Annotated in this window: 29 protein-coding genes and 1 tRNA gene; 23 read left to right on the forward strand and 7 right to left on the reverse strand. The window is 64.2% G+C overall.

Going from position 1 to position 26,339, the window contains the following annotated elements:
- Positions 1–36 precede the first annotated feature (36 nt).
- The 11 genes from hisB (at position 37) to tatC (ending at position 6,990) form a co-directional block, all read left to right on the forward strand.
- Entirely contained in the window at positions 37–624 is a 588-nt protein-coding gene (gene hisB, locus ACOJB8_RS28490; RefSeq protein WP_028218451.1) for an imidazoleglycerol-phosphate dehydratase HisB, read from the forward strand.
- A gap of 257 nt (positions 625–881) precedes the next feature.
- On the forward strand, positions 882–1,523 hold the full coding sequence (hisH, locus tag ACOJB8_RS28495; RefSeq protein WP_069268256.1) for an imidazole glycerol phosphate synthase subunit HisH: 642 nt from the start codon (positions 882–884) through the stop codon (positions 1,521–1,523).
- A gap of 174 nt (positions 1,524–1,697) precedes the next feature.
- Positions 1,698–2,450, forward strand: a complete 753-nt coding sequence (gene hisA / locus ACOJB8_RS28500) for a 1-(5-phosphoribosyl)-5-[(5-phosphoribosylamino)methylideneamino]imidazole-4-carboxamide isomerase (RefSeq protein ID WP_069268257.1) — start codon at positions 1,698–1,700, stop codon at positions 2,448–2,450.
- Between the two features lie 222 nt (positions 2,451–2,672).
- Positions 2,673–3,446 (forward strand): imidazole glycerol phosphate synthase subunit HisF, encoded by a 774-nt coding sequence (gene hisF, locus ACOJB8_RS28505; protein WP_342924273.1) that lies wholly within the window; start codon positions 2,673–2,675, stop codon positions 3,444–3,446.
- A 4-nt stretch (positions 3,447–3,450) separates the two neighbouring features.
- Positions 3,451–3,888 (forward strand): phosphoribosyl-AMP cyclohydrolase, encoded by a 438-nt coding sequence (gene hisI / locus ACOJB8_RS28510; protein ID WP_069268258.1) that lies wholly within the window; start codon positions 3,451–3,453, stop codon positions 3,886–3,888.
- Positions 3,885–4,253, forward strand: a complete 369-nt coding sequence (locus tag ACOJB8_RS28515; protein WP_069268259.1) for a phosphoribosyl-ATP diphosphatase — start codon at positions 3,885–3,887, stop codon at positions 4,251–4,253. The genes hisI and ACOJB8_RS28515 overlap by 4 nt, the downstream gene beginning before the upstream one ends.
- Before the next feature lie 44 nt (positions 4,254–4,297).
- Entirely contained in the window at positions 4,298–4,690 is a 393-nt protein-coding gene (locus ACOJB8_RS28520; protein WP_069268283.1) for a DUF4870 family protein, read from the forward strand.
- A 42-nt stretch (positions 4,691–4,732) separates the two neighbouring features.
- On the forward strand, positions 4,733–5,101 hold the full coding sequence (locus ACOJB8_RS28525) for a histidine triad nucleotide-binding protein (protein WP_406953818.1): 369 nt from the start codon (positions 4,733–4,735) through the stop codon (positions 5,099–5,101).
- A gap of 160 nt (positions 5,102–5,261) precedes the next feature.
- Complete coding sequence (gene tatA, locus ACOJB8_RS28530) at positions 5,262–5,504, forward strand: Sec-independent protein translocase subunit TatA (RefSeq protein ID WP_069268261.1); 243 nt, start codon at positions 5,262–5,264, stop codon at positions 5,502–5,504.
- Between the two features lie 97 nt (positions 5,505–5,601).
- Positions 5,602–6,162 (forward strand): Sec-independent protein translocase protein TatB, encoded by a 561-nt coding sequence (gene tatB / locus ACOJB8_RS28535; protein ID WP_069268262.1) that lies wholly within the window; start codon positions 5,602–5,604, stop codon positions 6,160–6,162.
- Between the two features lie 45 nt (positions 6,163–6,207).
- Positions 6,208–6,990 carry a twin-arginine translocase subunit TatC gene (tatC, locus tag ACOJB8_RS28540; RefSeq protein WP_069268263.1) on the forward strand — a complete coding sequence of 261 codons (783 nt, stop codon included), beginning with the start codon at positions 6,208–6,210 and terminating at the stop codon, positions 6,988–6,990.
- Positions 6,991–7,118: 128 nt separating this feature from the next.
- Here tatC and ACOJB8_RS28545 read toward each other — a convergent pair whose 3' ends face one another.
- Positions 7,119–8,333: a Do family serine endopeptidase gene (locus tag ACOJB8_RS28545; protein ID WP_069268264.1), complete on the reverse strand. Its 1,215-nt coding sequence runs from the start codon at positions 8,331–8,333 to the stop codon at positions 7,119–7,121.
- A gap of 19 nt (positions 8,334–8,352) precedes the next feature.
- Here ACOJB8_RS28545 and ACOJB8_RS28550 point away from each other — a divergent pair, with 19 nt between their 5' ends.
- From ACOJB8_RS28550 to ACOJB8_RS28580, 7 genes are all read left to right on the forward strand, one after another.
- Entirely contained in the window at positions 8,353–9,099 is a 747-nt protein-coding gene (locus ACOJB8_RS28550; RefSeq protein WP_069268265.1) for a Nif3-like dinuclear metal center hexameric protein, read from the forward strand.
- A 237-nt stretch (positions 9,100–9,336) separates the two neighbouring features.
- Positions 9,337–9,957 (forward strand): ubiquinol-cytochrome c reductase iron-sulfur subunit, encoded by a 621-nt coding sequence (petA, locus tag ACOJB8_RS28555; protein ID WP_069268266.1) that lies wholly within the window; start codon positions 9,337–9,339, stop codon positions 9,955–9,957.
- Positions 9,957–11,357: a cytochrome b gene (locus ACOJB8_RS28560; RefSeq protein WP_342949839.1), complete on the forward strand. Its 1,401-nt coding sequence runs from the start codon at positions 9,957–9,959 to the stop codon at positions 11,355–11,357. The genes petA and ACOJB8_RS28560 overlap by 1 nt, the downstream gene beginning before the upstream one ends.
- Before the next feature lie 18 nt (positions 11,358–11,375).
- Positions 11,376–12,176 carry a cytochrome c1 gene (locus tag ACOJB8_RS28565; protein ID WP_342949840.1) on the forward strand — a complete coding sequence of 267 codons (801 nt, stop codon included), beginning with the start codon at positions 11,376–11,378 and terminating at the stop codon, positions 12,174–12,176.
- 114 nt (positions 12,177–12,290) lie between these two features.
- A complete protein-coding gene (locus ACOJB8_RS28570; protein ID WP_027797364.1) occupies positions 12,291–12,902 on the forward strand; it encodes a glutathione S-transferase N-terminal domain-containing protein in 612 nt (203 codons plus the stop codon).
- A gap of 79 nt (positions 12,903–12,981) precedes the next feature.
- Positions 12,982–13,488 (forward strand): ClpXP protease specificity-enhancing factor, encoded by a 507-nt coding sequence (locus tag ACOJB8_RS28575; protein WP_069268268.1) that lies wholly within the window; start codon positions 12,982–12,984, stop codon positions 13,486–13,488.
- 18 nt (positions 13,489–13,506) lie between these two features.
- Positions 13,507–13,582: transfer RNA gene (locus ACOJB8_RS28580), tRNA-Thr, on the forward strand.
- An 85-nt stretch (positions 13,583–13,667) separates the two neighbouring features.
- Here ACOJB8_RS28580 and ACOJB8_RS28585 read toward each other — a convergent pair.
- Complete coding sequence (locus ACOJB8_RS28585; RefSeq protein WP_069268269.1) at positions 13,668–14,618, reverse strand: cation diffusion facilitator family transporter; 951 nt, start codon at positions 14,616–14,618, stop codon at positions 13,668–13,670.
- A 69-nt stretch (positions 14,619–14,687) separates the two neighbouring features.
- Positions 14,688–17,480, reverse strand: coding sequence for a type IIG restriction enzyme/methyltransferase (locus tag ACOJB8_RS28590; RefSeq protein WP_342949859.1), 2,793 nt, complete (start codon positions 17,478–17,480; stop codon positions 14,688–14,690).
- A 244-nt stretch (positions 17,481–17,724) separates the two neighbouring features.
- Here ACOJB8_RS28590 and ACOJB8_RS28595 point away from each other — a divergent pair, with 244 nt between their 5' ends.
- Complete coding sequence (locus ACOJB8_RS28595) at positions 17,725–18,873, forward strand: methyltransferase (RefSeq protein ID WP_475015602.1); 1,149 nt, start codon at positions 17,725–17,727, stop codon at positions 18,871–18,873.
- Positions 18,874–18,996: 123 nt separating this feature from the next.
- Here the strand turns inward: ACOJB8_RS28595 and ACOJB8_RS28600 are convergent, their stop codons facing one another.
- Positions 18,997–19,317, reverse strand: a complete 321-nt coding sequence (locus tag ACOJB8_RS28600; protein WP_028206633.1) for a type II toxin-antitoxin system HicA family toxin — start codon at positions 19,315–19,317, stop codon at positions 18,997–18,999.
- Positions 19,318–19,692: 375 nt separating this feature from the next.
- On the opposite strand from ACOJB8_RS28600, the gene ACOJB8_RS28605 reads away from it, so the two are divergent.
- Positions 19,693–20,556, forward strand: coding sequence for a class I SAM-dependent methyltransferase (locus ACOJB8_RS28605; RefSeq protein ID WP_342949861.1), 864 nt, complete (start codon positions 19,693–19,695; stop codon positions 20,554–20,556).
- Between the two features lie 19 nt (positions 20,557–20,575).
- Here the strand turns inward: ACOJB8_RS28605 and ACOJB8_RS28610 are convergent, their stop codons facing one another.
- Together ACOJB8_RS28610 and ACOJB8_RS28615 are read right to left on the reverse strand one after the other, a co-directional pair.
- Positions 20,576–21,145 carry a DUF1415 domain-containing protein gene (locus ACOJB8_RS28610; RefSeq protein WP_342949862.1) on the reverse strand — a complete coding sequence of 190 codons (570 nt, stop codon included), beginning with the start codon at positions 21,143–21,145 and terminating at the stop codon, positions 20,576–20,578.
- Between the two features lie 19 nt (positions 21,146–21,164).
- Positions 21,165–21,806, reverse strand: a complete 642-nt coding sequence (locus ACOJB8_RS28615; protein ID WP_342949863.1) for a TetR/AcrR family transcriptional regulator — start codon at positions 21,804–21,806, stop codon at positions 21,165–21,167.
- 174 nt (positions 21,807–21,980) lie between these two features.
- Here ACOJB8_RS28615 and ACOJB8_RS28620 point away from each other — a divergent pair, with 174 nt between their 5' ends.
- The 3 genes from ACOJB8_RS28620 to ACOJB8_RS28630 all read left to right on the forward strand — a co-directional run bounded on the left by ACOJB8_RS28620 (position 21,981) and on the right by ACOJB8_RS28630 (position 25,474).
- Positions 21,981–23,264: an MFS transporter gene (locus ACOJB8_RS28620; protein WP_069268275.1), complete on the forward strand. Its 1,284-nt coding sequence runs from the start codon at positions 21,981–21,983 to the stop codon at positions 23,262–23,264.
- A 157-nt stretch (positions 23,265–23,421) separates the two neighbouring features.
- Positions 23,422–24,024, forward strand: coding sequence for a nitroreductase family protein (locus ACOJB8_RS28625; protein WP_069268276.1), 603 nt, complete (start codon positions 23,422–23,424; stop codon positions 24,022–24,024).
- Positions 24,025–24,214: 190 nt separating this feature from the next.
- Positions 24,215–25,474: an Hsp70 family protein gene (locus ACOJB8_RS28630; protein WP_475015605.1), complete on the forward strand. Its 1,260-nt coding sequence runs from the start codon at positions 24,215–24,217 to the stop codon at positions 25,472–25,474.
- A 158-nt stretch (positions 25,475–25,632) separates the two neighbouring features.
- Here the strand turns inward: ACOJB8_RS28630 and ACOJB8_RS28635 are convergent, their stop codons facing one another.
- Positions 25,633–25,836, reverse strand: a complete 204-nt coding sequence (locus tag ACOJB8_RS28635; protein WP_027797379.1) for a cold-shock protein — start codon at positions 25,834–25,836, stop codon at positions 25,633–25,635.
- Positions 25,837–26,339 lie beyond the last annotated feature (503 nt).

A 26,339-nucleotide genomic window follows, 5' to 3' on the forward strand; every position in this document is an offset into this window, starting at 1 on the left:
CACTCTCCTGTTACGGGCTGTTTGAAGGATATTGCCATGCGCGTCGCGCAAGTCGTTCGCAACACCAGCGAAACGCAAATCCGCGTGAAACTCAATCTGGACGGCACCGGCGAGCAAAAGCTCGCAACCGGTGTGCCGTTTCTCGACCACATGCTCGACCAGATCGCACGACACGGTCTGATCGATCTCGAGGTCGAGGCGCATGGCGACACGCATATCGACGACCACCATACGGTGGAAGACGTCGGCATCACGCTCGGCCAGGCGGTGGCGCAGGCCATCGGCGACAAGAAGGGCATTCGCCGCTACGGCCACGCCTATGTGCCGCTCGACGAAGCGCTCTCGCGCGTCGTGATCGACTTCTCGGGCCGACCGGGCCTCGAATTCCACGTGCCGTTCACGCGCGCGCGCATCGGCACGTTCGACGTCGACCTGTCGATCGAATTTTTCCGCGGCTTCGTGAACCACGCAGGCGTGACGCTGCACATCGACAATCTGCGCGGCCTCAACGCGCACCATCAGATGGAAACCGTGTTCAAGGCATTCGGCCGCGCACTGCGCCAGGCCGCCGAACTGGACGAACGTCAGGCGGGCAAGATTCCGTCGACGAAGGGCAGCCTCTAGGCGACGCCTTTCACCGACCAGAAGGCCGGCCGCGCTACGCGCACTGTGCCGGGCGCATGCCTGGGCAGGACCTCCAGCGCGCCGCGCCGGGGCCGTCGCCCACATGCTGCGTGCGCGCCACATTAGCCATTCGGCTTATGGGCTCGCACGCGCCGACTGGCGTACATTGACGGCTTCGAAGGCAGATCAGGGCACATCGCGGCGCACATGCGTCCACACAGCCAAGGGCAAGGCCTTTTGAGCAGGCCGGATTCGAGATGAAAACTTCAATTGCGATTGTTGATTATGGAATGGGCAACCTGCGTTCGGTGGCCCAGGCGCTGAGGCAGGCCGCGCCGGAAGCCGACGTGGCCATCGTCGAGCGTCCCGAGGCGATCCGTGCTGCCGACCGCGTGGTGCTGCCGGGGCAGGGTGCGATGCCCGACTGCATGCGCAGCCTCGCCGAGTCGGGCCTGCAGGACGCGGTGCTCGAAGCCTCGCGCACGAAGCCGCTCATGGGCGTGTGCGTGGGCGAGCAGATGCTGTTCGACTGGAGCGCGGAAGGCGGCACGAAGGGCCTGGGCCTGCTGCCCGGCAAGGTCGTGCGCTTCGATCTGGAAGGCCAGCTGCAGGACGACGGCTCGCGCTTCAAGGTCCCGCAAATGGGCTGGAACCGCGTGCGTCAGGCACGCGCGCACGCCCTGTGGGACGGTGTGCCCGACGAAAGCTTCTTCTACTTCGTGCACAGCTACTATGTGGTTCCGGCGGATGCGTCGCACACCGTAGGCGAAACGCCGTACGGCGCGGCCTTTACCTCGGCAGTGGCGCGGGATAACATCTTCGCCACCCAATTCCACCCGGAAAAGAGCGCCGCTGCGGGTTTGCGCGTCTACCGCAACTTCGTCCACTGGAACCCCTGATTTCCTGCGGCGCTGACGCTCACAGCCGCCTTCGCGCACGCGCGCCGCGGCATTAGATTTGCGTTAGCAAGGCTGCCGAAAGAGTTGTACTAAACTAGCGAAACGGCGTCGGATCGGGCCTTTTTTCCGCCGGCGCTGCAGACTTCAACCCCATTCCCAGACACACCCGAAGCTATGCTGCTGATTCCGGCCATCGATCTCAAAGACGGTCACTGCGTGCGCCTCAAACAAGGCGATATGGACCAGGCGACGATTTTCTCCGAGGAACCGGCGGCTATGGCCCGACACTGGGTCGAGCGCGGCGCGCGGCGCCTGCACCTCGTCGACCTCAACGGCGCGTTCGCCGGCAAGCCGAAGAACGAAGACGCGATTCGCGAGATCATCCGCGAAGTCGGCGACGAGATTCCCGTGCAGCTCGGCGGCGGCATCCGCGACCTCGACACCATCGAGCGTTACCTCGACGACGGCCTGTCCTATGTGATCATCGGCACCGCCGCCGTCAAGAATCCGGGCTTCCTCCAGGAAGCATGCACCGCATTCGGGGGCCATATCATCGTGGGCCTCGACGCGAAAGACGGCAAGGTCGCGACCGACGGCTGGAGCAAGCTCACCGGTCACGAAGTCGTCGATCTCGCGCGCAAGTTCGAGGACTACGGCGTCGAGTCGATCATCTACACCGACATCGGCCGGGACGGCATGCTCCAGGGCATCAACATCGAAGCGACGGTGCGCCTCGCGCGCGCGGTGAAGATTCCGATCATCGCGAGTGGCGGGCTTTCCAACCTCGGCGATATCGACGCACTGTGCGAAGTCGAGGACGAAGGCGTGGAAGGCGTGATCTGCGGCCGCGCGATCTACTCGGGCGACCTCGATTTCGCTGCCGCGCAAACGCGCGCAGACAGCCTGCGCGAATCGGACGACGCGTAAAGCGTCGAATGCCGGCCTCCGTCACTGGAGGCCTTTTGTTTTGGCGCTGCGCCGCCATCTCCAAGGGGACTGGCGCTCGCGCGGGATAATTTCGCCTCAGGGCGCAAGGCACGGTGCAAAGCGCGCGACAATGGGCTGCGCGCCACGCCCGAACCGGGGCCGGCAGCCTTCTCGCGAAAGGTGCTCGCCGCACACACACCGACTGGCAACTTCGGCAACATCATGGCTCTACCCAAACGCATCATCCCCTGCCTCGACGTGACCGCCGGGCGCGTCGTCAAGGGCGTCAATTTCGTCGAACTGCGCGACGCGGGCGACCCCGTCGAAATCGCGCGCCGCTACGACGACCAGGGCGCCGACGAACTCACGTTCCTCGACATCACCGCGACCTCCGACCAGCGCGACCTGATCCTGCCGATCATCGAGGCGGTGGCTTCGCAGGTCTTCATTCCGCTCACCGTGGGCGGCGGCGTGCGCGCCGTGGCGGACGTGCGGCGCCTGCTCAACGCCGGTGCCGACAAGGTCAGCATGAACTCGTCGGCGGTCGCCAATCCGCAGCTCGTGCGCGATTCCGCCGACAAATACGGCTCGCAGTGCATCGTCGTCGCCATCGACGCGAAGCGAACGTCGGCGCCGGGCGAACCCGCGCGCTGGGAAGTGTTCACGCACGGCGGGCGCAAGGCCACGGGCATCGACGCCGTGGAATGGGCGCGCAAGATGGCGGAACTGGGCGCGGGCGAAATCCTGCTCACGAGCATGGACCGCGACGGCACGAAGAGCGGCTTCGATCTCGACCTCACGTGTGCGGTGTCCGACGCGGTGCCGATTCCCGTGATCGCCTCGGGCGGCGTGGGCGGCCTGCAGGATCTCGCGGACGGTATCGTCAAGGGCCGTGCCGACGCCGTGCTGGCCGCGAGCATTTTCCACTATGGCGAGCACACGGTGGGCGAGGCAAAGCGCTTCATGGCCGACCAGGGCATTTCGGTGAGGATGTAACGCGATGAGCCACACTCAAACCGGCAAACCCGACAACGACCTTGCCAACGCCAACTGGCTCGACAAGGTCAACTGGGACGCCAACGGCCTCGTGCCCGTGATCGCGCAGGAAGCGACCACCGGCGACGTGCTGATGTTCGCGTGGATGAACCGCGAAGCGCTCGCCAGGACGGTCGAGCTGCGCCGCGCCGTGTACTTCTCCCGCTCGCGCCAGCGCCTTTGGTTCAAGGGCGAGGAGTCCGGCCATGTGCAGCACGTGAGCGACATCCGCCTCGACTGCGACGAAGACGTCGTGCTGCTCAAGATCGAGCAGGTCTCGGGCATTGCGTGCCACACGGGCCGCCACTCGTGCTTTTTCCAGCAATTCGAAGGCACCGTCGACGAAGGCCGCTGGGTCGCCGTCGACCCGGTGCTGAAAGACCCCGAACACATCTACAAATGACGCAACTGAATACCAACGACACCTTGCTGCGCCTCGCGGCGGTGATCGACAGCCGCAAGGGCGGCGACCCGGACGCCTCCTACGTCGCACGCCTCTTTCACAAGGGCGACGACGCGGTGCTCAAGAAGGTCGGCGAAGAGGCGACCGAGGTCGTGCTTGCCGCGAAGGACGTGCGCCAGGGCGGTGCACGCAAGGCGCTGGTCGGCGAGATGGCCGACCTGTGGTTCCATTGCCTCGTCACGCTCTCGCACTTCGATCTGAGTCCTGCCGACGTGCTCGCGGAACTCGAACGCCGCGAAGGCCTTTCGGGTCTCGAGGAAAAAGCGCTGCGCAAAAGCCGCGAGCGCGAAGAGAACGGCGACTGAGGCTCAACGCTGCGCACAGCGCTCCACAGAGGGAGATGAACGACATGTCCACGTCCGGCGATTACCCGCCCCCTTCGTACCGCAACGGCGTCGACGCGGACCGTTTGCGCAGCCTGCGGACTTTCACGCACGTGCTGTACGCGCTCTATGCGGTCTACTGGCTGACCGGCGGCATTTCGGTGCTGGTGGCCATCATCCTGAATTACCTCAAACGCGACGAATCGCTCGGCACGCCTTATGAGCAGCACTTCACGTGGCAAATCCGCACGTTCTGGCTCGGGCTGGCCGGCCATCTGATCGGCGGTGTGCTCATCTTCGTGCTGGTCGGCATTCCGATTTTGTGGGCTGTCGCAATCTGGACGTTGTACCGTATCATCAAAGGCTGGCTTTACTTGTACGACAACAAGCCGCTGCACAACCCGCGCGCCTGGTTCTGAGGGCTTTCGGGCGCGCGTGCGGTTTTGCTCACCAGGAGCGCCATGAGTCACGACCGCAGCACCTGTCTCTTCTGCAAGATCGCCGACGGCCACATTCCCAGCACGCGCGTGTACGAGGACGAAGAGTTCGTCGCCTTCCGCGACATCCGGCCCGCAGCCGAAACTCACGTCCTCGTGATTCCGCGCCAGCATATTTCCACCCTTGCCGATTGCGGTGAAAACGACGCACTGCTGCTTGGTAGAATGTTTGTATTGGTCGCACGGCTTGCCAAAGAGCTGGGCGTCTCGTACACGGGTGGCGAAACCGGGTTTCGCACGGTGGTGAATACGGGGCCGGGCGGCGGGCAGGAGGTCTACCATCTGCACGCGCATTTGCTGGCTGGGCCGCGTCCGTGGCACCGCATGGGCTGAGTGCCGACGGCGGGGAAAGTCGGTATAAATGACGGATGGCGTGGTTCTCACTGAAGCGTCGCGCTAAAGGGTCGAACGCCACGACCATGCAACATCGAACAGGCACAATTTATCGCGTCGCGCACCTCGCGCGGCGGCGGGGTTAAGGAGAGAGTCAATCATGGGTTCGTTGAGCATCTGGCACTGGCTGATCGTCTTGTTGATCGTTGCGCTCGTCTTCGGCACCAAGAAGCTGCGCAATATCGGTAGCGATCTGGGCGGTGCGGTGAAGGGTTTCAAGGAAGGCATGCGCGAGAACGAAGGCGCCGGCGCCGACACGCAAAAGCGCGAACTCCCGGCCGACGGCGGTGCAGTCGACGTCGAAGCCAAGGACAAGACGCAGCGCTCGAACGACTTCCGCTAAAACGCGTGGCGGCCGCCTTTTTCGCCGCCACAAGTTTTTCCGCATGTTTCCCGTTCGTTTCCATTAAGGCAGCCAAGGCTGACGGAAAACTCCATTCATGCTCGATCTCGGTTTAACCAAGATGGCGCTGATCGGCGTCGTCGCGCTGGTCGTTCTCGGGCCGGAGCGGCTGCCGCGGGTCGCACGCACGGCCGGCGCGCTGTTCGGTCGCGCGCAGCGCTATATCAACGACGTCAAGGCGGAAGTCACGCGCGAGATCGAACTCGACGAGTTGCGCCGCATGAAGACCGAGTTCGAAACGGCGGCGCAGAACGTCGAGAAGAACGTTCAGGACAATCTGCGCAAGCATGAAACCGAGTTGAACGACGCGTGGAACGCGGGCACCTCGGTGTCGCCGAGCATCGCAGGCGGCGCGGATCCTGCCAGCCTGGAAGGCGCTGCCGCCAATGCCGCGGATGCCGTCGCCACGCAATCGGGATGGCGCTCCGGCAACGCGGGCGCAAGCGGCGCGAAACGCAAGAACTGGCGCATGAAGCAGAGCGCCGCGCCGGTCTGGTACAAACGCGCCACGCTGCGCCGCACGCGGGTGCAATCGGGTGCTGCACGCGTGGCGCAGCACACGCCGGCGAGCCTGCGCCGGCCCACGCGGTTCTTCTGACGCGGATCCGCCTTTGCGCACGACCATTTCCAACAGAGGGCCGGTGTGAGCGACCCCCAGCAAAAACTGGAAGAAGGCTCCGAAGAGACCTTCATTTCCCATCTCGTCGAACTGCGCGACCGCATCATTCGCGCAGGCGTTGCCGTGATCGTCGTGTTCGTCGGGCTCGTCTACTGGGCGCCCGACATATTCCGGCTGCTCGCGCGTCCGCTCATGCAGAACCTGCCGCGTGACGGCAAGATGATCGTCACCGACGTGACCGGCTCGTTCTTCGTGCCCATGAAGGTCACGATGCTCGTGGCGTTCGTGATCGCGCTGCCGGTCGTGCTCTACCAGATCTGGGCGTTCGTCGCCCCAGGCCTCTACCAGCACGAAAAGAAGCTCGTCGCGCCGCTCGTGGCAAGCAGCTACACGCTCTTCCTGTGCGGCATGGCGTTCGCATATTTCGTGGTGTTCCCGACCATCTTCCGCGTGATGGCGCACTACAACGCGCCGCTCGGCGCGGAGATGACGACCGACATCGACAATTACCTGAGCTTCGTGCTCACCATGTTCATTGCGTTCGGCGTGACCTTCGAGGTGCCGATCATCGTCGTGCTGCTCGTGCGCATGGGCGTGGTCACCGTGAAGAAGCTCAAGCAGATCCGGCCCTACGTGATCGTCGGCGCGTTCATCGTCGCAGCCGTGGTGACGCCGCCGGACGTGTTCTCGCAGCTCATCCTCGCGCTGCCGCTCATCCTCCTCTACGAGGCGGGCATCATCGCGGCGCGCATCTTCATCGGCACGGGCGAGAAGAAGCCCGCGGACGAGAGTCAGGCGGCGGGCTAGCCCCGCGGGCCTGGCGGAGGAAAGCCGCAGGAAAGCAAAAGGCCGCGAACCCACGTTCGCGGCCTTTTCGTTTTCCGGTTGCGAGTCCGGACGCGGGCAGGGCGCGATGCCCCGCCTGCGGTGGGATATCAACCGCCGTCGTCGCCTTCGCCGTCTTCCTGAGCCGGCTGCTTCGGCGGCGGCGGGCGCTTGCCGATCAGTACGTCGAGATCCATGTCCTTGTTCTTGCGCACGAGGTGGACCTTCGCGTCGCTGCCCGGTTTGATTTGCGCGATGACGTTCAAAAGGCGCGTGGTGTCGGTGATGGCCTCACCGTTCACCGAGGTCAGGACGTCGCCCGGCTTGATGCCGGCCTTGTCGGCGGGGCCGCCCTGCAGCACGCCCGCGACGATCGCGCCCGACTTCTCCTTCAGCCCGAACGAGTCGGCGATCTCCGGCGTCACGTCCTGTGGCTCCACGCCGATCCAGCCGCGCGTGACCGAGCCCGAGGTGATGATGCTCTCCAGTACGCTGCGCGCCGTGGAAACGGGAATCGCGAAGCCGATGCCGAGCGAGCCGCCCGAGCGCGAGTAGATGGCGGTGTTGATGCCGAGCAGGTTGCCGTTCACGTCGACGAGCGCGCCGCCCGAGTTGCCCGGATTGATCGGCGCATCGGTCTGAATGAAATTCTCGAACGTGTTGATGCCGAGATGATTGCGGCCCAGCGCGCTGATGATGCCCATCGTGACCGTCTGGCCCACGCCGAACGGATTGCCGATGGCGAGCACGACGTCGCCCACGCGCGTCTGATCCATGCGGCCGAGCGTGATGGTGGGCAGGTTCGGCAGATTGATCTTGAGCACCGCGAGATCCGTTTCCGGGTCGATGCCGATCACCTTGGCGTTGGTGGTGCGGCCGTCGGAAAGCGCGATTTCGATCTGGTCCGCGCCGTCGATTACGTGCTGGTTCGTTAGAATGTAACCGTCCGGACTGACAATGACGCCCGAACCGAGGTTGGCGGCAGGCTGCTCCTGCTGCTTCTGGTTTTTGTTGCGATCGCCGAAGAAATAGCGAAATAGCGGATCGTTCTGGCGAGGGTCGGGCGGCAGCGACCCATCCTTGCTCGAGAACACGTTGACAACCGCGGGCATGGCCTTCTGGGCGGCGTCCGCATAGGAGCCCTGGGCGGCGCCTCCACCGATGCCTGGCGCCACTTCCCGCAGTGCGACGATCGGTTCGGCAAGCTGCTTGCCGAACTGCCCCTGGTGCTGCAGCCACTGCGGTTTGAGCGTGGCGATGATGAACATCAACGCCAGCAGGACCGTCACCGCCTGGGCGAAGAACAGCCAAAAGCGTCTAAGCATCTGAAGATTAGAGGATTATATGGATCGGATCGAACTGGAATTGTATCTGAACAATCTTCTGGAATCCGCGCGGTTCAAGGACTACTGCCCCAATGGCCTGCAGGTCGAAGGGCGGCGGCGCGTGGAGAAGATCGCCACGGGCGTGACCGCCTCGCTCGCGTTTCTCGAAGCCGCGCTCGAGTGGGGCGCCGACGCGGTGCTCGTGCATCACGGTTACTTCTGGAAGAACGAAGCACCGCAAATTACGGGCCGCAAGTACCGTCGCCTGAAGACGCTGCTCGCGAACGACATCAACCTGTTCGCCTACCATCTGCCGCTCGACAGCCATCCCGAACTCGGCAACAACGCGCAGTTGGGCGCCCGGTTCGGCTGGATCGGCGAACAACGCTTCGGCGACCAGGATCTTGGCTGGATGGCCACGCTGCCCATGCCGATCACGCTCGCGCACTTTACCGCCGAGGTCGAGCAGACGCTCGGCCGCACGCCGCTCGTGCTCGGCGACCCCGACTGGCAACTGCGCCGCGTGGCCTGGTGCACGGGCGCGGCGCAAAGTCTCTTCGACGCGGCGATCGACGCTGGCGCCGACGTCTTCCTCACCGGCGAGATCTCCGAGCCGACCACGCACACCTCCGCGGAAAGCGGTGTGGCGTTCCTCGCCGCAGGCCACCACGCGACCGAGCGCTTCGGCGTGCAGGCGGTGGGCGCGCACCTCTCGGAAGCCTTCAACATCGAGCATCTTTTCATCGATATCGACAATCCCGTTTGATTGCATATTCGGCGCAAATTGTCGTGGCGCAGCATCGTTTTATTCATGAGGCATTTACAAACTGAAAAGAAAGTGGCCCTCTTTTCTGCGGGAAAACCCCGAGATATCAAGGACTTCCGAGGCTTTTTCGAGAGCGCCCCTTGTAAATGCCAACTCCATTCGAGCAAACTAGCGTTCGGCAGCACCGCGGGTAAGCTGGCGTGACGGAAAAATCCAACTCAGAAGTGGGGCGATGTGATGCGAGACAACGAGAATGACCGCGTCGATGGCAGCCGCCGAACCTGGCTGATTGCGACGTCCGTAGCAGGTGGCATTGGAGGCGTGGCCACTGTCGTACCTTTCGTAGGGTCCTTTGCACCATCCGAAAAAGCCCGCGCCGCCGGCGCGCCCGTCGAAGCCGATATCACGAATCTGCAGCCCGGCTCGATGATGACCGTCGCCTGGCGCGGCAAGCCCGTGTGGATCCTGAATCGCACGGATCGCATGATGGCCGACGTGAAGAAGGCCGATCCCGATCTGGCCGACCCGAACTCCGAGCACCCGTTCTCGATGCCGATGCCGGAGTACTGCATGAACGAATTCCGTTCGCGCGCCGAGCATCAGAACATTCTCGTGGCGGTGGCCGTCTGCACCCATCTGGGCTGCACGCCGACGGCGCGCTTCCAGGAAGGCCCGCAGCCGAACCTGCCCGACAGCTGGCCGGGCGGCTTCCTGTGCCCGTGCCACGGCTCCACCTACGATCTCTCCGGTCGCGTGTTCAAGAACAAGCCGGCGCCGCAAAACCTCGACATTCCCCGCTACATGTTCGCGTCCCCGACGCAGATCGTGATCGGCAAGGACGAAAAAGGAGAAGCGTGATGGCGACGGGAACCGAAAAGGACGTGGTGGAAACGACCGGCGCATCTTCCGGCCTGCAGGGCTGGATCGATAAGCGTTTTCCGATGACGGCGAGCTGGCGCGCTCACGCTTCTGAGTACTACGCGCCCAAGAACTTCAACTTCTGGTACTTCTTCGGCTCGCTCGCGCTGCTCGTGCTGGTGAACCAGATCATCACCGGTATTTTCCTCACCATGAATTACAAGCCCGATGCGACGCTCGCGTTCGCATCGGTCGAGTACATCATGCGCGAGGTGCCGTGGGGCTGGCTCATCCGCTACATGCACTCCACGGGCGCTTCGATGTTCTTCGTGGTCGTGTACCTGCACATGTTCCGCGGGCTGCTGTACGGCTCGTACCGCAAGCCGCGCGAACTCGTGTGGATCTTCGGCTGCGCGATCTTCCTGTGCCTGATGGCCGAGGCGTTCTTCGGCTACCTGCTGCCTTGGGGCCAGATGTCGTTCTGGGGCGCGCAGGTCATCGTGAACCTGTTCTCGGCGATTCCCTTCATCGGCCCGGACCTCTCGCTGTGGATTCGCGGCGACTACGTGGTGTCGGACGTCACGCTCAACCGCTTCTTCGCGTTCCACGTGATCGCCATTCCACTGGTGCTGGTCGGGCTCGTGATCTGTCACATCATCGCGTTGCACGAAGTGGGCTCGAACAACCCCGACGGCATCGAGATCAAGGCGAAGAAGGACGCGAACGGCGTGCCGCTCGACGGCATCCCGTTCCATCCGTATTACTCGGTGCACGACTTCATGGGCGTGTGCATCTTCCTGATGATTTTCGCGGCGATCGTGTTCTTCGCGCCGGAGATGGGCGGCTACTTCCTCGAGTCGAACAACTTCGTGCCGGCCAACCCGCTGCAAACGCCGCCCGAAATCGCGCCGGTCTGGTACTTCACGGCGTTCTACGCGATGCTGCGCGCCACGACCGACCCATTCAAGATCGTGCTGATGGTCGTGATCGCGCTGCTCGGGCTGCTCGCGCTCGTGCGCGCCCGCGGCAAATGGCGCGCCGGGCTGCCGGTGCTGGCGGTGCTCGTGATCCTCGCCATGTACTTCACCGAGTCGAAGTTCTGGGGCGTGGTGGTGATGGGCACGGCGGTGATCTCGCTCTTCTTCCTGCCGTGGCTCGACCGCTCGCCGGTGAAGTCGATCCGTTACCGGCCGTTCTTCCACAAGGTGTTTCTCGGCATCTTCGTGCTGGCCTTCCTGACGCTCGCGTTCCTCGGCACGAAGCCGCCATCGCCGGCGGCCACGCTGATCGCCCAGATCTGCGCGCTCGTCTACTTCGCTTTCTTCCTCGGCATGCCGTTCTGGACGCCGCTTGGCACTTTCAAGCAGCCGCCCGAGCGCGTGCGGTTCAAGCCCCATTAACTGACGAGCGAGGAAGATATGACGAAACGTTCTCTTTTTTCGACGCTCGCGAAGGTGAGCATACGGGCTGCCGGCGTCCGGGCCGGCTTGGCCGCGCTGGCGCTCTCATGCATCTTTGGGGGCGGATCTGTCGCGGCGCAGGAAAACATTCCGCTCGACCGCGCTCCCGATAACGGCGAAAATCTTGCTTCGCTGCAACACGGCGCCAAATTGTTTGTAAACTATTGTCTGAATTGCCATAGTGCGAACTTGATGCGCTATAGCCGGTTGCAGGTTCTCGGCATTCCGCAGAAGCAAATCGAAGATAATCTGTTGTTTACGACCGACAAGGTCGGCAACACGATGTCCATCGCGATGCGCCCGGACGACGCGAAGGCGTGGTTCGGCGTAGCGCCGCCGGACCTCTCCGTGGAAGCGCGGGCGAAAGGGCGCGACTGGCTGTACACGTACCTGCGCAGCTTCTACCGCGACGATACGCGGCCGACTGGCTGGAACAATCTGGTGTTCGAAAACGTGAGCATGCCGCACGTGCTGTGGCAGTTGCAGGGCATCCGCACGGCGAAGTTCGAGGACACGACGGACGAGGAAACCGGGGAAAAGGTCCGTCGCTTTGCCGGGTTCCAGCAGGTCACGCCGGGAACGCTCTCGCCGGTGGATTATGATGCCGACGTGGCCGACCTGGTGGCCTACCTCGGCTGGATGGCCGAACCCGAGCAGAAAACCCGCAGGCAGCTTGGCGTGTGGGTGCTCTTGTTCCTCGGCGTCTTGAGCTTTTTCGCGTGGCGATTGAACGCCGCGTACTGGAAAGATATCAAATAGGCACGTCCTGACCGACGTGGGGCCGGTGCGACGAGATGCCGTCTGACGGTTCAGGGACCGTCAGACGGTTTTTTCGCCCGCTGGCCTTTTGGGTTTATTGAGGAAATGTAAATCATGATGGTTCTGTACTCCGGCACTACCTGCCCGTTCTCCCAGCGCTGCCGGCTGGTGTTGTTCGAAAAGGGCATGGACTTCGAAATCCGCGACGTCGACCTGTTCAACAAACCGGAAGACATCGCCGTGATGAATCCGTACGGTCAGGTGCCGATTCTGGTCGAGCGCGACCTGATTCTGTACGAGTCGAACATCATCAACGAGTATATCGACGAGCGCTTCCCGCATCCGCAGCTGATGCCGGCCGACCCGGTCCAGCGCGCCCGCGCGCGTCTGTTCCTGCTCAACTTCGAGAAGGAGCTGTTCGTGCACGTGAGCACGCTCGAAAACGAGAAGGGCAAGGCCGCCGAGAAGAACCACGAGAAGGCGCGCCTCGCGATCCGCGACCGCCTCACGCAGCTCGCGCCGATCTTCCTGAAGAACAAGTACATGCTGGGCGAAGAGTTCTCGATGCTCGACGTCGCCATCGCGCCGCTGCTGTGGCGCCTCGACCACTACGGCATCGAGCTGTCGAAGAATGCCGCGCCGCTCATGAAGTATGCCGAGCGCATTTTCAGCCGTCCGGCGTATATCGAAGCGCTGACGCCGTCTGAAAAGGTCATGCGCCGTTAAGCAGTATCCTGGCAGTTGCAGGTAACAGAGGCGGCGTACACAGCGTGGGTGTGGACGCCGCCTCGTGAAAGGATTGTTGATGCAAGAGATTTCCACCAAGCCGTATTTGCTGCGCGCGCTGTACGAGTGGTGCACGGACAACGGCTTCACGCCGCACATCGCGGTGCGGGTCGATAACCGCACACGCGTGCCGCGCCAGTTCGTGCGTGACGGCGAGATCGTGCTGAACATCAGCTTCGAGGCGACGAGCCAGCTGCAGATGGGCAACGAGATGATCGAGTTCCACGCGCGCTTCTCGGGCAAGTCGCACAAGATCGAGGTGCCGGTGTCGAACGTGCTCGCGATCTACGCCCGCGAGAACGGTCAGGGCATGGCGTTCCCGGTCGAGTCGCCGCCCGGCGACGCCGACGACGTGCTGTCCTCCGAGGACCACGAAGAAGCCGAAGCACATGAGGCGCCTGCGGTGCGCGACGAACCTGCCGAGGAACCCGCCGCGCCGCTCGCGCCGGTCGCGACGCGCGCCGCCGACAAAGATGACGATGGCGGCAACAAGGGCGGCAAGGGCCACCTCAAGATCGTTAAATGAAGTAGAATAGCGGGCTACGCCGGCTTAGCTCATCTGGTAGAGCAGTTGATTTGTAATCATCAGGTGGCGGGTTCGAGTCCTGCAGCCGGCACCATATTCGAAGCAATGCGTCAAGACAAAGGGTTACGTGAAATTCACGTGACCCTTTGTGCTTTCTGCACCCGCCCGCACCAGATTCCTCACTCCGCCCATTGCGGATCGCTCGTGAACATGATCGTGAGCCAGCGGTGCGACTCGTCGCCGCCGATGGCCCGGCCGATTTCGTCTCGGATCGCGTCCCATTCGGCGATGCGCTTCGCCGGCATGTCGGGCGGCACGACGAAATACAGCTCGATCTCGCGGGAGCGGCCCACTTTCGCGACATAAGCCCGGTAATACTCGAAGGCGTAGCGCTCGACGAAGCGTTTCGCGACCGCATCGACATGCTGCTTGAGATCCGGGGGCGCCACGAGCAGCACATCCAGCAGGGCCTGGCGGATCTCCGCGAGCGGAATCGGGATGATCACGACGCATACCACCACGAGCGCCGCCGGGTCGACATAGGGGGTGAAGCGCTCCCATGTCGTTCCCTGAATTGCATAGCCGACGCTGAAGGCGACCAGCAGCGCCGCTGTAATGCCCGCGGACATGATCCATGACTTGATATCGAGGCGCACGAAATCCGAGTGGATCCGGCGGTTCGCGCGCGATTCGAATACCGCCATCGCCGCGCAGGCACTCACGGTGAGGACGGCGTAGACGAGTGCGGGACCGAAGTGCAGTTCGTGGCCGCCGGAGAGCAGGTTGGTGATGCCGTTGATCAGCGCGTAGACGGCCACGCCCACGAGCAGCGTGCTGTTGAGCCCGAGCACCATGGGTTCGAGATGCCAGAAGCCCATGGTGAAGCGCTCGCGCCATTTGCGCGGCAGGTCGACGTTGACCGCGTACGAGGTGATCAGTCGCACGACGGCGAGTGCGAGCGCGCTCATGCTCGCGTCGACGAGCGAATAGACTCCGTCGAACACAATCGAAAACGAGCCGGAGATCAGGCCGAACAGAATGCCGATGAGGGCGATCACCAACGTCGTGGCGATCGATAGCGTCAGCACGCTGCTCTCGTCGGAAGCACTGAAGAAGCGAAGCCGTTCCATGATGTCTGCCCTGCGCGAGGATGAGCAAGACTAGCCGACTCGCCGGGACGCCGTCTCGGCGTTGCGCGGTCAGCTTGCTTCGCGCGCCATCGAGTCGGCGCGGCCTTCCACGAGGTCGATCTCCTGTGGCGACAGGCCGAATGCCGCATAGAGGCGTCGATCGATCTCGCGCGCGATGCCGTCCGCTTCAGCGGCGTCGCATGCGGACTGCCCGGCGCGCAGCAAGCGGGTCACGCAGTCGGCGACTTCGCTGCGCACCGAAGCGCCGCCCGGCACGGGCAAGGCGTCGATCATCGATGTCGTGAACGCCACGCCGCCGTTGTAGCTCGACGCGCCGTACTTCGCGCGGATCAGGAACACCGAGAGCGGGCAGTTGAGCAACGCCGCCGCGAACTTCAGCAGGTTCTCGTCGTCCGAGCGCAGGATCAGTGTGGTCTTGCCGGGGATCGTGTCGCCTGCGAGATCGAGCGTCGCATCGAGCCGTGTGAGGCCTTTCACGATCACCTTTTTCGCGTTGGCTTTCGCGCCGTAGCCGTTCCCGAACGTCGACGCGAAGCGCTCGCGCTCGACCACGGGTGCCTCGTAGCGTCGCCCGAGATAGGTCATCGGCTTGCTGCCCCAGCGCGAGACGTAGCGCCCGAGCGTGCCGGTGTTCACCACGCGGTAGTGTTGGTCCGGCTGGAATCGGCCGTCGGCCGCTTCGACGAGGGGCGCGAGCCGGTAGGCGTCCGACGTCGCACAGGCGTTTTCGCAGGGCAGCAGCGAACCGAGTGTGGGGTGCGCACCGGCGAACCGCTGCACGAACGCGGCGTGCGGCGAGAGCAATGCGTCGAGCGGCCATGGCGCCTCGAGCGAGCGTTTGTCGGTTTGCGCAAGCTCGGTGAGCGTCTCGCGGTCGATGCGCGCGGTCGCGATGGCAGGCGTGCCCGACTCGCGAAAGAGCGTGATGATCGAATCCACACGCGCCTGCTCGAATACGTCGCGGCCGAGCCTGACGATGCGTTCGATCTTGTCCAGATGCCGTGCGCGCAACGCATTGCCGAAGGGCTTCGAGAGCCACTTGTCGGGCGTGAGATACGCCATCGCGCCGCCGGGCCTCAGGAGCGCGAGGCCGAGCTCGATGAACACGATGTAGAGGTCCCAGTTGCCTCGCGCGCTCGGCCAGCGCTGCGCCAGCCGCTCGCGCAACGCGCGCTGGCCCTGATTGATCATGCGCTCGGAGTCGATATAGGGCGGATTCGCTATGACGGCGTCGAAGCGCTCGAAGTCGCCTTCGTCGGTGAGGAGGTCGGCGAATTCGATGCGCCATTCGAACGCTGCGGCTTTTTCGGGCGGCGTGTCGGCCTGGTGGTTCGCGAGGGCGTGGCGCAACGCTTCGCGCAGTTGCGCGCATCGGGCGATTTCGGCGCGCCTCGCCGCGGCTGTAGCCGTCGCCCGCAGTCTAGCCGCGCTGGCACGATAGTTCGCCACTGGCTCAGCGTAGCCGCGCAGCGGCGTATCGAAGTCGAAACGGCTGAGCGTCGCATTGCCTGCTTTGAGGTTGGTCTCGAGGTTCGGCAGAGAAGCGGTGAAATCGGCGTGTTCGAGCAGTTCGATCCACAGCCGCAGGTGCGCCATGCCGACCGAATCCGGGTTGATATCCACACCGAAAAGCGAGTGCTCGACGATGTCCCGCTTGACACTGAAGAGCGCGGCTTCGATCTTGCGGATGCTCGTGCCATCGCGCTCGCGGGTGAGCGGTTCGCCGTTCGCATGCGTCACGCAAAGCCGGTCCGCGGTGACGTCGATGCGGCAAGCGCTGAGTGCTTCGCGGTCCTGCGCGTTCAGCAAGCCGAGGCGCACTTTCAGCGCCAGCAACTCGTTGAGCGCTGAAACGAGCAGATGCCCCGAGCCCACTGCGGGATCGCAGATGCGCAGCGAGTCCAGAATCGCGCGCGCCTCGTCGCGGCTTCCGATCGATGCGCCGCTTGATTCACCGATCAGTTCGGATAGCTGATCGATGTTCGTGCAGTGCCAGCCTTTGGCGCGATTCAGCCGATTGAGCGCCGCATGCGTGATGGCGGGACGGGCGAGTTGCATCGCGACGCTGCCGGGCGTGTACCAGGCGCCGTCGCGGTATCCGTTGAGCTTTTCGAAGACGAGCCCGAGCGAGGAGGCATCGAGGCAACGCCTGTTCGCCACGGTTGGCTCTCGCGCCACCAGACCGGCGGAGAAGTCGAAGGTGGCGAGAAAATCGAGCAGATAGGCAAGCGTGTGCCGCTCGCCGCTCGCATCGGGGAGCACGGTCGCCTCGTACGGCGGCAGCGTGGCGCGATCGTCGAGCATGCTTATGCCGAGCAGGCTACGGTCCAGGTCTTGCGGCGCGAACCGCGAACCGTCGAAGCGGGGAAGGTGAGCGAAGCGGGCTGGCGGCGTGTGGTCACCGGCGCCGAGGACGGTGTCGCACAGCGCGTCGAGATCGCTGAACGAGCGGATGCGCTGGGCGTTCAGGAACGCGTAGGCCGCATCGTCGCCATGGAGCGTCAGCAGACGCGTTTCGAGCACCTTGAGAAAAACGAGGCGGCTGATCCAGGCGATGCAAAGCCGGAGCGCGAGTTCGAAATGGTCGGTCTTCGGCCGCTCGCCTGGGCTCTCTCCGTCGCAGGCGGCGAGGCGCGACAGCGCGAGTTCGATCAGCGCGCCGGGCAAACGCTCGTGCGGCGCGGGTCGCGCGACGGTGCGCCTCATGCCGGAAACGCTCTCCCGCAACCCGACGATATGCAGCAGTTCGGCGTAAAAGCCTTCGTCGAGCCCAGCACCGGCGCTGGCGCGGCGCGTGCGCGGTTTGCGCGCGCGGCGTGTCTGCTGGGTGGTTGCTGGCATGGTCTCGTGCGGGTGGGCCTGGCCTGACGGGGCGCGGTCGGCGCCCATTTTACTGCCGGGCGCGTGCGTTTCGTCCTACGTCGTCTGGCCTGGTCGACGCGCCCGCCCGTCTGAGCGATCATCGTTGCGAAGGCGACGTGGCGGAACGCGCCGCGTCGCTCTGCTATATGATGGCGCCCCGCGGCGGCAACCCGCGGGCCAGGTACGAATCGACGAACTGGCCCGCCGCACCGAATATCCGACTATGACCGAACATCCCACTCTTACCTGGCCCGACACCGAAGGCCCGCGCACGGTGCGCTGGCGCTCCGAGGCTGGCGTGCCGGCGCCCAAACGCGTGGTCATCGCCGACGATCGCACGACTGCGGACGCTGCGTACCGCCTTGCCTGCGAAGGCACCGCCCTCCTGTGGCGCGGCGACTATCAGAACGCGCGTCAGCTGCTGCAGGCCATGGCGCGCCGTGGGGAGCGCAAACCCCGCAAGGCTGCGCCGCCCAAGGCGCCGGCTTCACCGCTCGAAGCGTTTCATCTGCATCGCCAGGCGCAGGCGCAGCGTGCCCGCACGCTCGGCATGGTGCTGATTCCGCTCGAAGGCGACTACAGCATCAACCTGCGCCGCGCACCCGACGTCCGGGTCGCGTGCGAAGAGGCGTGGGGCGCGGCCGATGGCGAAGCTTCCGCGGCGTCGCTGCGCGAAATTCTGAGTCTGGTCGGCGCCCACGAATGGCGCAAGAAGGGTGTCGAGATCGCGGCGCTGAACGGCGCGCGCATTCATCCGTACTACGGTGTGTTCTCGCCGGTGCGCGGCGAATACGTCGATCTCGTCGCGCGCACGGCGCTGCCGTCGCTCGAAAAGGCCTTCGACATCGGCACGGGCACGGGCGTGCTCGCCGCCGTGCTCGCCTCGCGCGGCGTGAAGAACGTGGTCGCGACTGATCAGGACGCCCGCGCGCTGGCTTGCGCGAACGAGAACCTTGACCGCCTCGGCTACGCCGCGCAGGTCGAGGTCGTCGAGGCGGATCTGTTCCCGCCGGGGCGCGCGCCGCTCATCGTCTGCAATCCGCCATGGGTGCCGGCGCGGCCCGCGTCGCCCATCGAGTACGCCGTGTTCGATCCCGAGAGCCGCATGCTGCGCGGCTTTCTCGGCGGCCTCAAGGATCATCTCGAGACGGGTGGCGAGGGGTGGTTGATTTTGTCCGACTTCGCGGAGCATCTCGGGTTGCGCACGCGCGAATCGCTCATCGAGATGATCGTGGAGGCGGGGCTCGAAGTGGTGGGCCGGGAGGACATTCGCCCGCGGCACCCGAAAGCGTCGGATCCGACCGATCCGCTCTATCGTGCGCGCGCGGCCGAACTGACGTCGCTGTGGCGCCTCAAGGTGCGCGTAGAGTGAGCCGGACGGAAAAAGCGTTGGCAAAAAAGAAGAGGCCGGGCCGCTAACGGCCCGTGCGGGTATCGAGTATCGGCGTCGGCGGCCTGGCTGCCACGCCGGGTGTGCGTCAGATTTACATCGGCTTCAGCCCGGATAGGCCTCGTCGACCTTGAGGCCTGCCAGCTTGAAAATCACGCGCAGCGTTTGTGGCTTGATATCGCGGCGCGACGCCAGTGCCGACATCACGAAATCGAGCACCTTCGCGTACTTCAGCAGAATCAGGCAGGTCTCGAGATCCGAAGGGCCGTCGCGCATGCTTTCCGCGACCCGCAACATCTCCACCGAGATGTCGCGCGCCATTTCCAGCTCCAGTTGCTGCTTTTCCGTCCAGTCGGGAACCGTGACGAGTTTCGTAAGCAGTTCCTGGAATTTTTGCTCTGCGTTTCCGTCAGGTATCGTATTCATTGCATGCCCCATGCAAGGCCGCACAGCGTCGCGCGCTCTTTGCGCAGCGAGGACTGCGCCAGCCTGATTCATCGCAACCGGCACTCCCGGTGCGACCTCCCAATGCGCGCCTGTCGATTCGTTGCCGACCGGTCGCGCTGCGTTTTGGTCCTTTTTTTGGGCATCGGGGACGAAAAAATCCTCGTGTCTTCTATTCAACCCCTCCCTGCTGTCCGCACGTGGGTCAGCGTGCCGGGACGCTATTACGACACTGGCCGCTCTCATGGGTTCGGCAGCCTGGACTCGCTTTTTTCGTAAAATGACAGAATTACTGCAACCCTTCTGTCGCCTGTCGCACGTTTCGCGACATACCACGCCTTTCATCCGATCACGCCGATGTCCAGCAAGACTTACGAAGTCCGTCCGAACCAGTCTGTCGAACTCCTCAAGGAACTCCACATCCTGACGCGCGACGGCAAGATGAACCAGGACAGCCGCCGCAAGCTGAAGCAGGTCTATCACCTGTTCCAGTTCATCGAGCCGCTGCTCAAGGACCTCAAGCAGGATGGCCGCGACGTGACCCTCGTCGATCACGGGGCGGGCAAGTCCTATCTGGGCTTTATTCTCTACGACCTGTTCTTCAAGGATCAGCGCGACAGGTCACACATTTATGGCATCGAGACGCGCGACGAGCTCGTGCAGCACTCGCAGGAACTGGCCAAACGGCTGGGCTTTGGCGGGATGTCGTTCCTGAACCTGTCGGTCGCCGATTCGATCACCTCGCCGCAGCTGCCGCCAACGGTCGATATCGTGACGGCGCTGCATGCCTGCGACACCGCCACCGACGACGCCCTGCGCTTCGCACTCAAGAAGCACGCGCGCTACATCGTGGTCGTGCCGTGCTGCCAGGCCGAGGTGGCGGGAGTACTGCGCCGCAACAAGGGCAAGTCGCTCGGCCAGGCACTCACGGAGATCTGGCGCCATCCGCTGCATACGCGCGAATTCGGCAGCCAGATCACCAACGTGCTGCGCTGTCTGCAACTCGAGGCGCACGGCTATCAGGTGAGCGTGACGGAACTGGTGGGCTGGGAGCACTCGATGAAGAACGAACTCATCATCGCCCAGTACAAGGATTTGCCGCGGCGCCGTCCGGCGGAGCGGCTCAACGAGATTCTCGAGACGTTCGGGCTGGCGGACCTGCGCGAGCGCTTTTTCGCCGACGAGGGCGAGGCGGCCGCCGAAGCGGCAATCGAAGGCTGAACCTGCGGGCAGCGCGGCGTCAGTCGCGCTTGCTCATCCAGTCTTGCCAACCTGCGAAGCCGAGCTTGCGAAGCGTTTCCTGGTTGCGTTCGTAGATGTCGGCGGCGTCGGGGAACGCCTCGACTGCGCGCTCGATGCTCGCTTCTCGCAGCAGATGCAGGATCGGGTAAGGCGCGCGGTTCGTGTAGTTCTCGATGTCGTCGGACTCGGCGCCCTCGAACTGGAATTGCGGGTGAAAGCTCGCGACCTGAAGCGTGCCTTCGAGCCGCAACTGCTGCACGAGGCGCTCGGCAAACCAGGTCGCGTCATTGAAATCGGCGAAGTCGGCAAGCGTGTGGGGCAGGATCAGGAGCGTCGTGTCGATCTCGGTGTCATCGGCCTGTGCCAGCGTTTGCAACTCGCGTTCGAGATCGGTGAGGACACCTTCCAGATCGGTCGCCTCGCTGATCACGTAGCGAATCTGGTTCTTCACGTGCACGCTTTTCGCAAATGGGCAGAGGTTCAGCCCGATCACGGCGCGCGTGAGCCAGTGGCGGGTCGCTTCGAGAATGGCGGCGTGGTCGGGGGACAGAGCAGCGGTTTCGTTCATCGTGACATTTTACGGGCGGCTAGCGCCCGGGACATGCCGCCTCGATCAACAGCTTTGCCATGCGCGGCGCAGCGAGAATCGCGCCGCACCCGGGGCCGTAAGTCTGGCTTGCGGCATAGATGCCTTCGACGAGCAGCGCGAGTTCCTCGGCGAGCGCGACCGGGTCTTTGGCTCCGGCTTCCTGTGCGAGCGCGGTGAGCCGCGCCATGAGCCGCGTCTTGTTGTTGTCGACGCTGCGCCGCGCGGGGTGGGTGGCGTCGGGAAATTCGGTCGCGACGTTGACGAACGGGCAGCCGCGATAATCCGGCACCGAGGCGCGGCGCGCGAGGTCCTCGAAATACTGCACCAACTGCTTTGCCGGTTCACCCGGATGCTTCGCGAGACTTTCGTCGAAGCGCTCGAAAAAGCGCACGTCGCAGCGCTGCAGGTAGGCGACGACAAGATCGTCCTTCGACGAAAACTGCCGGTACAGGCTCATCTTGTTCACGCCGGCGCGCTCGACTACGGCCTCGATGCCGACCGCGCGCACGCCTTCGCGATAGAACAGCTCATCGGCGGCGCGCAACAGGTGCTCGTGCGCGCGTGCACCAGCCGTCTGCGCGCGGGGGCGGGGCGTGCGGGCAGCGGCGCTAGCGGTTTCCTCGTGGCCTTCGTGTTTCATGAGGGCATCTCGCGATCAGGGTGATTGCTTGACATGTTACCGAGCGGTAACTACTATCGCAACACACTTGTGACCGATCGGTAACAATCAAAGCGATGGCGAATGTCGCGGCGAGCGGTCATGCCAACGAAAACATCGGCATGTCGAATCCGGCGCGCCGCGACAGGAGCACCAATGGACTGGGCAGCGAGGCGAATAGGCGGACGTTTCCACTACGGATGGCTCGTCGTGGCGGTGGTGTTTCTGGTGCTGCTGGCGGCGGCCGGCACGCGTGCGACGCCCAGCGTGATGATGGTGCCGCTCGAGCATCAGTTCGGCTGGAGCCGGGCGACGATCTCGCTCGCCATCTCGGTGAATATCGCGCTCTACGGCCTCATGGGCCCGTTTGCGGCGGCGGCCATGCAGCGCTTCGGCGTGCGTCCCACGCTGCTCGCGGCGCTCGGCACCATGGCGGCGGGCGTGGCGCTTTCCGCGCTGATGACGCATCCGTGGCAGATGATCCTGATCTGGGGCGTGATGGTGGGCGGCGCCACCGGCGTCGCGGCGCTCTCGCTCTCGGCGACCGTCGTGACGCGCTGGTTCCACTCGCACCGCGGGCTGGCCATGGGCATCCTCACCGCGAGTTCGGCCACGGGCCAGCTCGTGTTCCTGCCGCTCCTCGCGGCGATCGTGGAGAAGCACGGCTGGCAGTCGGTGGTGCTCGTGGTCGCGGTGGCCGCCGCCGCGGTGCTGCCGCTCGTGCTGTTCCTGCTGCCCGAGCGGCCCGCGAGCGTGAATCTGCGCCCGTTCGGCGAGGACGAGAGCACCCCCGTCGCGCCGCCCGCGCCGCATCAGAATCCGCTGAAGATCGCGTTCGACGCGCTCTTCTCGGCAAGCCGCACGCGCGACTTCTGGCTGCTGTTCTTCAGCTTCTTCATCTGCGGCGCCAGCACGAATGGCTACGTGGGCACGCACCTCATCGCCATGTGCGGCGACTACGGCATGACCGAAGTGCAGGGTGCATCGCTGCTCGCGACGATGGGTATTTTCGACCTGTTCGGCACGACGCTCTCGGGCTGGCTCTCGGATCGTTTCAATAGCCGCTTGCTGCTGTTCTGGTACTACGGGCTGCGCGGACTTTCGCTGATCTATTTGCCGCACGCGTTCGGCATCGACTTCTTCGGGCTGCCGATCTTCGCGGTGTTCTACGGCCTCGACTGGATCGCGACGGTGCCGCCGACCGTGCGGCTCGCCACCGATGTGTTCGGCAAGGAGCGCGCGCCGATCGTGTTCGGCTGGGTCGTGGCGGGCCATCAGCTCGGCGCGGCATTCGCGGCGTTCGGCGCAGGGCTGCTGCGCTCGAGCCTCGGCACCTATACGGTGGCGTCGATGATTTCGGGCGGCCTGTGCCTCGTGGCGTCGTTCCTCGTGCTGCGCATCAACCGCGGGCCGCGCGCCGTGGGCGTGCAAACGGCCTGACGCGGCCGTAACGACTTTACAGCGCCGGTTCGCACTTCGGCGCACGCCGACAGGCGACGCATCAGCGTCGCCTGTTGCGTTTGAGCGGATTTCACGCGCTGCGGTTATTCTAATGACCCCCGGGCAAGCCGCCCGTCACCCCAAGGACACACAAGGCATGACGAAGCACAAACCCGCACCGACAGCCGTGCCCATTCACGAACTCATCGCCGGCCGCTGGAGCCCGCGCGCCTATTCGAGCGAGCCGGTGAGCCGCGAGGCGCTGCACGCGGTGATCGAGGCGGCGCGCTGGGCGCCCTCCGGCTACAACCTGCAGCCGTGGCGCTTTATCGTGTTCGACCGCAGCGCCGACGAAGTCGCGTTCAAGCGCGCATTCGCGACGCTCGTGCCGTTCAACCAGCAGTGGAACGCGCCGGCGTCGGTGCTGATTGCGGTGACGGCACACACGCTCAACGCGAAGGGCGAAGTCAACCGCACGGCGCAATACGATGCGGGCGCCGCAGCCATGTCGCTCGTGCTCCAGGCGCATGCGCTGGGTCTCGCGGCGCACCAGATGAGCGGTTTCGACGTCCAGGCGTTCCGCACGGAATTCGCGCTGCCCAACGACGTGGAGCCGCTCTCGATCATCTCGATCGGCCACTACGGCGAAGCCGAGAAGCTGGAGCCTGTGCTGCGCGACCGTGAAAAGGCGGAACGTACGCGCTCGGCGATGGGCGACATCGCCTACGCGAACGCCTGGAAGCAGCCGTTCAAGGGCTGAGCCGGGAGAAACCCCGCGCTTATGAGGGGTTGCGAGCTTTAGCGAAAACGCGCGGCATGGCCCGCGCGTTTTTTCTTGCGGGGTCGCATCGTGGGCCCGCGGTTGCCCCGCGCGGCGCTTTCGTGCTACAAAGCCGATCCCCCCGACCTTTCCTCTCTTGCGCGCGCATTCGCTGCGGCGCGCTCTTGCCATGACCAGCTTCTGCGCGATTGACTTCGGAACCTCCAATTCGGCGGTGGCGCTCCCGGCAGCGGCCGACGGCGCAATGCGCCTCGCGCCCGTGGAAGGCGCACACACCACGTTGCCCACGGCGGTGTTCTTCAACGTCGACGAACACACGCGCGAATTCGGCCGTGCGGCGCTCGCGTCCTATATCGACGGCTTCGACGGCCGGCTGATGCGCTCGATGAAAAGCATCCTCGGCTCGCCGCTCGCCGAGAGCACGACCGACCTCGGCGACGGCAGCGCGATGCCCTATACCGAGATCATCACGATCTTTCTGGAGCACCTGAAACGCAGCGCCGAACGTTGCTCGGGCACGCCGATCTCGCGCGCGGTGCTCGGCCGTCCGGTGTTCTTCGTCGATGAAGACCCGCGCGCCGATCAGCTCGCCCAGGACCAGCTCGAAGCCGCGGCGCGCCGGGTGGGCTTTCGCGAGATCGAGTTCCAGTACGAGCCGATCGCGGCGGCGTTCGACTACGAGTCGCGTCTCGCGGAGGAAGGGCTCGTGCTCGTCGCCGACATTGGCGGCGGCACGTCGGACTTCTCGCTCGTGCGCGTGGGGCCCGATCGCATGACGCGGCTCGAACGCAAGGACGACGTACTCGCGCACCACGGCGTGCACGTGGCGGGCACCGACTTCGACCGCCGCGTCGAACTCGCGACCATCCTGCGCGAACTGGGCTACCAGTCGCTCGACCCCGAAGGCCGCGAGGTGCCGAACCGCATCTATTTCGATCTGGCGACGTGGCATCTCATCAACACGATCTACACACCGAGGCGCGCGACCGAGCTGAAGCTCATGCGCCACCTGTACACCGATACGCGCCATCACGACCGGCTGATGCGGGTGGTCGACGAGCGTCTGGGTCACGCGCTCACGGCGCGCGCGGAGGAGGCGAAGATCGGCGTTTCGGCGGGCGGGGAGACGATGATCGACCTCGAGGCTGTAGAGGCAGACTTGCGTCTGGCGTTCGGCGACACGCAACTCGTCGAGGCGGGGCGCGAGGAGACGCGGCGTATCGTGCAGGCCGCGCGCGAAACGGTGCAGGCAGCGGGGGTCGCGCCGGCTCAGGTGAGTGCGCTTTACTTCACGGGCGGCTCGACCGGCCTCGCGTTCCTGACGCAGGCGCTGGCCGAGGCGTTTCCGCAGTCACGGGCCGTGTTCGGCGATCGTCTCGCCAGCGTGGCGACGGGTCTCGGCATTCACGCGCAGCGCCTTTTCGGCTAAACGCACCAGGCGCCTAAACCTCGCGCTAGAGCGCCAGGCAAGAAAAAACCCCACCTTCCGGAAGAAGCATGGGGTTTTTCGGTAAGCTTGCTAGCCAGGAACTGCGCAGAAGTTGCGTTCAGATCCTAAGAGCCGTAGCAGACCGATGAGCGCAGTACTTAGACCGGCTTGATGTTGGCAGCTTGCTTGCCCTTCGGGCCCGTGCGCACTTCGAATTGAACCTTTTGGTTCTCTTGCAGCGTCTTGAAGCCGTCAACCTTGATTTCCGAGAAGTGCGCGAACAGGTCTTCGCCGCCGCCGTCCGGAGTGATAAAGCCAAAGCCCTTAGCGTCATTGAACCACTTGACGGTACCGGTTTCCATATTACTTTCCTAAAAATGAATGAAGGCCGAAGCCCGAGAGGTGCACGAAAATCAAGGAAGGGGTATGGGACCAGCCGGAGTACCGTTGATGGGCGAACTACGAAAGACCAATTCACACTCGCCGCTTGAAATCCTGCCCGAACTTTATACGGCTAAATGGCAGGAAGGTCAACTAGGTCCCCGGGAAAGTTCGTATTTTTTTGCCACAGGGTCGAAACGAACCCTTACAAAGCTTGATAAGCAAATGACTTTTTTGTATTAGGCCGTCGTTTTCGACGCCCTTCCATGGTGCAACCGGTTAAACTACGCGCCGCGCAGAAGTTGCGCCTACAGGCGCAATCTTTTGTGCGGAGGTACGACAACCGCAGCAAACCCGCCCGCACAACAGACGGGATAAACGCGGTGTCGAGCTGCTCTCGAAACAGGAGAAGACGTGAAAAGTTCTATTCAACGGAACATCGGCCCGTTCGCGCTGATGTTCACCGGCCTCGGGTCGATCATCG

The sequence above is a fragment of the Paraburkholderia sp. BR10141 genome, assembly GCF_056155635.1.